Origin of the sequence: Collimonas fungivorans (genome assembly GCF_028292705.1) — a bacterium.
GTDB lineage: Bacteria > Pseudomonadota > Gammaproteobacteria > Burkholderiales > Burkholderiaceae_D > Collimonas > Collimonas fungivorans_B.
On record NZ_JAQGLV010000093.1, the window covers coordinates 1 to 4,134 of the forward strand.

Consider the following 4,134-nt stretch of genomic DNA (forward strand, 5'->3'; position numbering starts at 1 on the left):
CTTACTCCCGGACCGGCTGGCCGTCGACAAAGACGATCAGCTCGCCTTCGCCAAACTTGGTCCACACTTCGTTGGTGGTGAGCGGTTCGGTGACAATCACCGCCACCCGGTCTTGCGGCGTCGTCACCTGCGAGAAATCGACGCTGACGTCTTCGTCCGACAGGTGGGCTTCGGCAAACGGAAACTGACGCACGATGTAGTACAGCTTGGTGGAGCAATGGGTGTACAGGGCCGAGCCATCCGACAGCATCACATTGAAGGTGCCGTGGGCGGCGATCTGCTGCGTCAGTTCGCGCAAGGCCAGCGTCAGCTCAGCCTGCGCCGGCGGCGCATCGCCGAAACGGCGCCGCAGCTGCTGCAGCAGGTAGCAGAAAGCCAGTTCGCTGTCGGTATTGCCGACCGGCCGGTATGGGCCGTCCAGCAGCGGCGCAAATTCCTTGAGGTCGCCGTTATGGGCGAATACCCAGTAACGGCCCCACAGTTCACGTACAAACGGATGGCAATTCTGCAAGGCAACCTGGCCCTGGGTGGCTTTGCGGATATGGGCGATGACGTTTTTCGACTTGATCGGGCAGCGCCGGATCAATTCCGCCACCGGCGATGCGATGGCCGACTGGTAATCGACAAAATGGCGCACGCCGCTGCCTTCGAAGAAGGCGATGCCCCAGCCGTCGCTATGGTGATCGGTCTGGCCGCCGCGCGTGGCGAAGCCGGTAAAGCTGAACACAATGTCGGTCGGCACATTGCAATTCATTCCAAGTAACTGACACATATTCCTGAACCAGGTGAGATAAGCCGCTAAATACAGATTCTATCTGTCTCCTGGTAACGGTATCACGCAGCCGCTGTAATCAAAAGTTAAATATGGTGGCGCTTATGGTGACGATATCAGGCCGGCGCTATACCTTGTATAGCCTGCCTCAAATGGCCCACGGCCGCTTTGCCAGCAATATGTACAGGCAAACGAGCGCCGGCATCAGATCCGGCGCCTTATAAAGAGGAAGAGACAATGCCGCCGATCCCCCGCCCGTCCTGCGCCGACGCAGGTTCCGCCATGCCTGAACAGGAATGCCGCACACCCCGTATCCGCTGGTGGCTGCTATTGCTGCCGCTGGCGCTGCTGCTGGCCAGCGTGAGCGTCATCAGCAGCGCCGCCGAGCTGCCCAAGATCATTTACGTGCGGCCGGTGCCGAACAACGACGACGTGCTGCTGCAGCAAGGCAGCAGCGGCGTCAGCAACGCCGCCAAGCTGTACCGGCTGCAAGCCAGCACCCTGGAAAGCCAGCCGACCCGCGCCGGCCGCCAGCAGCAGCTGGACAACGCAGTCCAGCAAGGCGCCGCGATCGTGGTGGTGATGGGCATCGAATTCAAGGAAATACTGGACAAGGTGGCGCGCCAGGCGCCGCAAATCCGCTTCCTGATCCTGGAGCATTGCATCGATAACGCCGCCAGCAATATCACTTGCATCACTTTCCGGGAAAGCGAAGCCAGCTACCTGGCCGGCATGCAGGCGGCGCTGGCCTCGGGCAGCGGCAAGATCGGGCTGATCGGCGCCAGCAATACCGCCCTGCGCCAAAAGAACAGCATCGCCTTCGCCAACGGCGCACGCGCCGCCAAGCCGACGATTACGGTGCATGAACCGCTATGGGTGGAAGGCCCGCAGCCCTTCAACGATCCGCCGCGCGCCGAAGCGCTGACCAAAACCATGCTGGGCGACGGCGTCGACGTCATCTGGGCCGCCGCTGCCGGCAGCAACTCCGGCGTATTCAAGGCGCTGACGCCGCAATCGCGCGCCAAGGCTATCGGCAGCGGCGTCAACCAGTGCATACAGGCGCCCGGGCGGGTGCTCGACAATGTCGAAGTCCATGCCGATACGGCGATTATCCTGGCGGTCGGCTTGCTGGCCAACGGTTCGACCGCGCCACGTTTTGACTTCGGCCTGAAGGAAGGCGCGGTGGCGCTGACCGCCCTGGGCCTGGACGCCGCCTATTCGGAATGTGAAATCCTGCGCCAGCGGCCCTTGCTGCTGAAGCTGCGCGAGACCAGCAGCGCCATCGTCAGCGGCAAGCTCAAAATCGATTAGGGGCCTGTTGACCTGGCAGGCGCCGCCCGATTCTGATAGCGTTGTGGTTTTATTCGGGGTGGAGCGGCATGGATCAACTGGCAGCGATGCGCGCATTCCGGCGCGTAGTCGAAACCGGCAGCTTCACCGCTGCCGCCGCGGAACTCAACCAGTCGCACACCATCGTCTCGCGCCAGGTGCGCCAACTGGAGCTCGAGCTCGGCGCGCAACTGCTCAACCGCACCACGCGCCGCTTCGCATTGACCGAAGCCGGCCAGGAATATTACGAGCGCAGCCGCCACATCATCGACCAGCTGGACGACGCCGCCCAGGCCGTATCGGCCCATCAGGCGCGCCCTTCCGGCGTATTGCGGATCAACGCGCCGATGGCGTTCGGCACGCTGGAACTGGCGCAATGGCTGCCGCAGTTCATCCTCGCCAACCCGCAGCTCAAGGTCGACCTGGTCTGCAACGACCGCCTGGTCGACATCATTGAAGAAGGTTTCGACGTCGCGCTGCGCCTGACGCGCGCCCTGCCCGACTCGACCCTGGTCGCCAAACGCCTGGCGTCCTGCGGAATCCTGCTGGCGGCGGCGCCGGACTACCTGAAACGGCATGGCGTGCCGCAGCAGCCGGCCGACCTGGCGCAGCACAATTGCCTGACTTATACGCTGGCGCAAAAGCCGAATGAATTCCTGTTCCAGGCCGCCGACGGCAGCGAACACGCCGTGAGCGTGCGCGGCAACCTGCAGGCCAATACCGGCATCGCTTTACGCTCGGCGGCCCTGGCCGGACTGGGCATTGCGGCTACCAGCTCCTTCATCGTGCACGATGATTTGCGGCGCGGCGACCTGCTGCAGGTCTTGCCCGAATTCACGCTGAAACCGCGCGACCTGTATGCGATCTATCCGCAAAACCGGCACCTGTCGCCCAAGGTCAGGGCGTTTGTCGATTTTGCGGCAGACTGGTATCGCCGCCCGCGCTGGGAATGAATCCCTGGCGTTTGCGTAGGGTCCGTTAGGGAATAAGTTGGGCATTTGGGCGGCTGTAGCTGGATGCGATGCAAGGCGCCCGACGCGCCGCAGTGCGAGCACTGCAAGCGGTGGGCAACGCAGCAGCGCGCCAGCTACGGCCAGCACAAATGTTCAACTTATTTCCTGACGGGCCCTTATAGATGCAGATGGAAGTGGCCGCCGCCGAACAAGCCAATCAGGCCGATCGCGATCAGATAGAAGGCGACGATATAGTTCAAGAGTTTCGGCATGACCAGGATCAGGACGCCGGCGAGCAGGGAAACCACGGGTACTAGCGACAGATGAATATTCATGAGCAATCTTTTTATGATGGAAAATGGCCGGGACGACCCGCTCCACGACGGCAGCCGATCTCGCAGCCGGACCGTGGATTTTACAAGATGAGCGCCATCATACGATGATTTTCCAGACCGAATTCACTGTTCGCATTGAACCGCAGGGATGGACGTTTGCGGCGTCCGATGCCATTCCCTTGCTGCAAGCCGCGCGCAACGCGGCCATCGGTTTGCCGAGTTCATGCAGGAACGGCACGTGCCGCACCTGCATGTGCCGTTTGCTGAGCGGACAAATACGTTATCAGATCGAATGGCCGGGCCTGAGCAGCGACGAAAAGAAAGACGGCTACATCCTGCCCTGCATCGCCTATCCGCAATCAGACCTGGTTATCGAAGAACCCCGCGCCACGGCCCTGCCGCTGCCAGTTTCAGGCTAAACGCGCCGCCACCGCCCGGTGCTGCTGCGTCAACCCGCCAAAGCCGTAAGCCGCGGCGCGCACATCGTGGACATGGACATAACTTTCGTGATGCAGTTCGCCCAGCAATGCGCCGATTTCCTTGAAGACGGCGTCGATATACGCCGCCTTTTCGTCGGCGGTATTGGTTTCGTCGGTGATGCGGATATCGAGGAAGAAACTGGTTTTTCTTTGCGCCGCCAGGGACGGGCCGCCGACAAACCAGTGCGCCGGATCGACGTGCGAAATCGCGATCGAAGTCAGCTCAGGTTTCTTGTGCAGGATCGCCGCGGTCAGGCGCGACAGGG

6 protein-coding genes are annotated in these 4,134 nt (G+C 61.9%); 3 read left to right on the forward strand and 3 right to left on the reverse strand.

What is annotated here, in order from left to right; genetic code table 11:
- Window position 1 precedes the first annotated feature (1 nt).
- Entirely contained in the window at window positions 2–772 is a 771-nt protein-coding gene (locus JWQ61_RS04740; protein WP_120234146.1) for a class II glutamine amidotransferase, read from the reverse strand.
- A gap of 237 nt (window positions 773–1,009) precedes the next feature.
- Between JWQ61_RS04740 and JWQ61_RS04745 the strand changes: the two genes are divergently transcribed.
- Together JWQ61_RS04745 and JWQ61_RS04750 are read left to right on the forward strand one after the other, a co-directional pair.
- Complete coding sequence (locus JWQ61_RS04745) at window positions 1,010–2,083, forward strand: BMP family ABC transporter substrate-binding protein (protein WP_304359503.1); 1,074 nt, start codon at window positions 1,010–1,012, stop codon at window positions 2,081–2,083.
- A gap of 68 nt (window positions 2,084–2,151) precedes the next feature.
- Window positions 2,152–3,054 (forward strand): LysR family transcriptional regulator, encoded by a 903-nt coding sequence (locus JWQ61_RS04750; RefSeq protein ID WP_304359504.1) that lies wholly within the window; start codon window positions 2,152–2,154, stop codon window positions 3,052–3,054.
- A gap of 176 nt (window positions 3,055–3,230) precedes the next feature.
- Here JWQ61_RS04750 and JWQ61_RS04755 read toward each other — a convergent pair whose 3' ends face one another.
- Window positions 3,231–3,389 carry a DUF3096 domain-containing protein gene (locus JWQ61_RS04755; RefSeq protein ID WP_081466531.1) on the reverse strand — a complete coding sequence of 53 codons (159 nt, stop codon included), beginning with the start codon at window positions 3,387–3,389 and terminating at the stop codon, window positions 3,231–3,233.
- Between the two features lie 23 nt (window positions 3,390–3,412).
- On the opposite strand from JWQ61_RS04755, the gene JWQ61_RS04760 reads away from it, so the two are divergent.
- The gene (locus tag JWQ61_RS04760) at window positions 3,413–3,808 is read left to right on the forward strand and encodes a 2Fe-2S iron-sulfur cluster-binding protein (RefSeq protein WP_369684880.1); all 396 of its coding nucleotides are present in this window, start codon (window positions 3,413–3,415) and stop codon (window positions 3,806–3,808) included.
- Here the strand turns inward: JWQ61_RS04760 and JWQ61_RS04765 are convergent.
- Window positions 3,800–4,134 (reverse strand): 4-oxalocrotonate tautomerase (locus JWQ61_RS04765; RefSeq protein ID WP_304359505.1); only part of this gene is annotated, 335 nt, incomplete at its 5' end. The genes JWQ61_RS04760 and JWQ61_RS04765 overlap by 9 nt on opposite strands.

Coding starts and splice junctions, on each gene's coding strand:
- JWQ61_RS04740 (WP_120234146.1), bottom strand. CDS start 772: ATGTGTCAGTTACTTGGAATGAATTGCAATGTGCCGACCGACATTGTG.
- JWQ61_RS04745 (WP_304359503.1), top strand. CDS start 1,010: ATGCCGCCGATCCCCCGCCCGTCCTGCGCCGACGCAGGTTCCGCCATG.
- JWQ61_RS04750 (WP_304359504.1), top strand. CDS start 2,152: ATGGATCAACTGGCAGCGATGCGCGCATTCCGGCGCGTAGTCGAAACC.
- JWQ61_RS04755 (WP_081466531.1), bottom strand. CDS start 3,389: ATGAATATTCATCTGTCGCTAGTACCCGTGGTTTCCCTGCTCGCCGGC.
- JWQ61_RS04760 (WP_369684880.1), top strand. CDS start 3,413: ATGGCCGGGACGACCCGCTCCACGACGGCAGCCGATCTCGCAGCCGGA.